Here is a 2939-nt window from a genome sequence, read left to right as displayed (position 1 = left end):
AGCTTGGCGAGCAGGTCGGCGACAGAGTCGGTTACCGCGTTCGGCTGGATTCGAAGATCGGTCCGCGTACCGTCATCGAGGTAGTGACGGAAGGCATTTTGACAAGAATGCTCCAGGACGATCAGGCGATCGAGGAAGTCGGAGCCATTCTGTTCGACGAGTTCCATGAGCGGCATCTGCATGGGGATCTCGGTCTTGCGCTGAGTCTTCAGACGCAGACATTGCTTCGCAATGACCTGCGCCTCCTCGTGATGTCCGCGACGCTGGACTCCGCTCCTGTTGCGGAGCTGCTTGGCGGTGCGGACATCATTACAAGCAAGGGGAGAAGTTATCCGGTTGAGACTGTGTATGCCCCCATGAAGCGGGACCGCGTATCGATTGACCGTTCTATGGCGGCGACGATTGCCAATGCTCTGCGCATGCATGACGGAGACGTGCTGGCCTTTCTCCCGGGAATCGGGGAAATTCGTCGAACGGCAAGAGCGCTGCAGTCGCTTAACCTGTCTTCCGTCGTGGATATCCGCGAGCTGCATGGCGGCATGCGGCTCGAGGAGCAAACGGAAGCTGTCGCGCCTTGTTCGGCCGGCAGACGCAAGATCGTGCTCGCGACGTCCATCGCAGAATCCAGCTTGACTGTAGCAGGCGTGAAAATCGTCGTCGACAGCGGGCTTATGCGCGTCTCGCGCTTCTCGTCACGGACCGGGATGAGCCGCCTGGAAACTGTACCCGTGTCCAAGGCTTCCGCGGATCAACGACGGGGACGCGCAGGCAGGCTGGCGCCAGGCGTCTGCTATCGCATATGGTCCGAGGAAGAGCACCGTTATCTCCCGGAGCAAGGCAAGCCGGAGATTGCGGAGACGGATCTTGCGCCTCTGGCGCTGGAGCTGTCCGTGTGGGGCATTAGAGATCCCGGCGAGCTGGATTGGATGACGCCTCCTCCGGAGTCCGCCTACGGACAAGCTGTTTCGCTGCTTCAGGAGCTAGATGTACTGGACGCATCCGGCTTGCCGACAGCGGAAGGCAAGCGGATCTGCAAGCTGGGTTTGCATCCCAGGATCGGTTCCATGTTGCTTCGTTCCGCCAGGGAGGGCAGCGCCCGGGAGGCATGCGAGCTTGCCGCTCTCATCAGCGAACGAGACCTGCTGCCGTCGGAGCGCAGTCCGGATATAAGCCTTCGCCTGGCAGAGCTTCGCCGGGGCAACGGCTATGATCCTGCCATCCAGCGGATAAGACAGCTGGCGGAGCAGTGGAACAGAATGCTTGATCGGGAAGACTCGACGGTTAGAAACGGGGCAGAGCGTTTATCTATCGGCCGGATGCTGGCGTATGCCTTCCCGGACCGGGTGGCCAAGCGCAGAAGCGATGGCCGTTATTTGTTGGCGAACGGCCGTGGCGCCGTGATGAAAGCAGACGGCCCGCTGGCGCAGCTCCCGTATCTGGTTGTAAGCGAGCTTGACGATGCAGGGCAGGAGGCCAGCATCCGATTGGCGGAAGGGATCACCAGCGCAGAGATGGAATCGGGTCTTGCGGACTTCCTGCGACTCGACAAGGTTGTGGAATGGGATAGCGGAGCGAGAGCCGTAAGAGCGCTTGAACGGTTAAGATTGGGAGCTGTCGTGCTGCAGGAGAAGCCAATGGCTGACGCCGATCCGGATCGGGTTGCCGATGCGCTGCTCGAAGCCATTAGGCAGCGAGGGTTGACTATGCTCCCGTTCAGCAAACAAGCGCTCGCCTTGCTGGGGCGCATACGGCTGATAAATGGTAGCGGAGCCGCGGACTGGCCCGATGCAAGCGAAGAGGGGCTGCTGTCCACGCTTGACGAGTGGTTGAAGCCTCATGTGTACGGCATACGCAGGGAAGCCGAGCTGCAGAAACTAAATATGCAGTCTATCGTAGAGGACATGCTGACATGGAAGCAGCGTCAGGAGCTCGATGAGGAGGTACCCACTCATTATGTGGTGCCGAGCGGCTCGCGTATCCCTATCGATTATAGCAATCCCGAGATGCCTGTACTGGCTGTCCGCCTGCAAGAGATGTTCGGGCAAAAAGAGACACCTCGCATAGCGAGGGGCACGCTGCCGCTTACGCTTCATCTGCTGTCGCCCGCGCAAAGGCCCGTTCAGGTTACCCGGGATCTCGCAAGTTTTTGGGAAACTGCTTATTACGAGGTCAAGAAAGACTTAAAGGGGCGCTATCCGAAGCATGTATGGCCGGATAATCCATACGAGGCCGTGGCGACAAACAGAACGAAGCCGCGGCCAAAGTCTTGAACGAGGGAAAAGGAATCTTGATTAAGGGAGGAACGGCATGATGACGATCATCTATGTATGTATCTTGTTATGGATCGGATTAAGCGGGTGGGCGTTCCTCTTGATGGGCTGGGACAAACGAAGGGCCAAGCAGCGCGGGAGACGGCGCGTGCCGGAGAAGCAGTTGTTTTTGCTTGCCGCCATCGGAGGAGCTATTGGCATTTGGGCAGGCATGAAGACGTGGCGTCACAAGACGCAGCACCGAACATTTACGGTAGGCATACCTTATCTGGTCGCCGTGAATATCCTGGTTTATTTGACGTTGATCGGGTTTAGCGCCATGCGGGCAATGGAATAACAGTAAATGACAAAGCAGCTGAGTCTGAACGGACTCGGCTCTTTACGGTTGGGAGGAAGAGAGATGGAAGAGCAGGACATCTATACGGAGGAACAACGCAGATTGGCAGAGTCGCTCCGGGATATCGAGGCGCAACTTGGAGAGATCGGACCGCGCTATACGGGCAACGATTTCACCGAGCAAATGCTCGATTTGCAGCGCGAGGAGAGGAAGCGCCGGCTGGAAATTGCGATGAAAGAGCCTTATTTCGGACGAATTGACTTTCAGGAATTGCCGGAGATCGCAAAGACTTCGATAGAAGCGGAAGCGGGCAAAGAGAAAGCTCTTTATAT

The 2939-nt window shown here is 57.8% G+C and carries 2 protein-coding genes and 1 pseudogene; all 3 read left to right on the top strand.

The genetic code is table 11. The features are described 5' to 3' along the window. Positions 1–2270: ATP-dependent helicase HrpB (gene hrpB, locus PAT3040_RS20205; RefSeq protein ID WP_108994142.1), on the top strand; the 2270-nt coding region annotated here is incomplete at its 5' end. A gap of 37 nt (positions 2271–2307) precedes the next feature. After that, positions 2308–2607: a DUF1294 domain-containing protein gene (locus PAT3040_RS20200; RefSeq protein WP_373863959.1), complete on the top strand. Its 300-nt coding sequence runs from the start codon at positions 2308–2310 to the stop codon at positions 2605–2607. 63 nt (positions 2608–2670) lie between these two features. Beyond that, positions 2671–2939: pseudogene (locus tag PAT3040_RS20195) on the top strand (HelD family protein); the annotation flags it as partial.

It is taken from the genome of Paenibacillus agaridevorans (genome assembly GCF_003112455.1).
GTDB lineage: Bacteria > Bacillota > Bacilli > Paenibacillales > Paenibacillaceae > Pristimantibacillus > Pristimantibacillus agaridevorans.
Note: the sequence above shows the minus strand (reverse complement) of the source record. Positions and strands in the feature narration are given on the sequence as shown.

Excerpts from the sequence above, each read along its gene's own strand:
- PAT3040_RS20200 (WP_373863959.1), top strand. The coding sequence starts at position 2,308 with ATGATGACGATCATCTATGTATGTATCTTGTTATGGATCGGATTAAGC.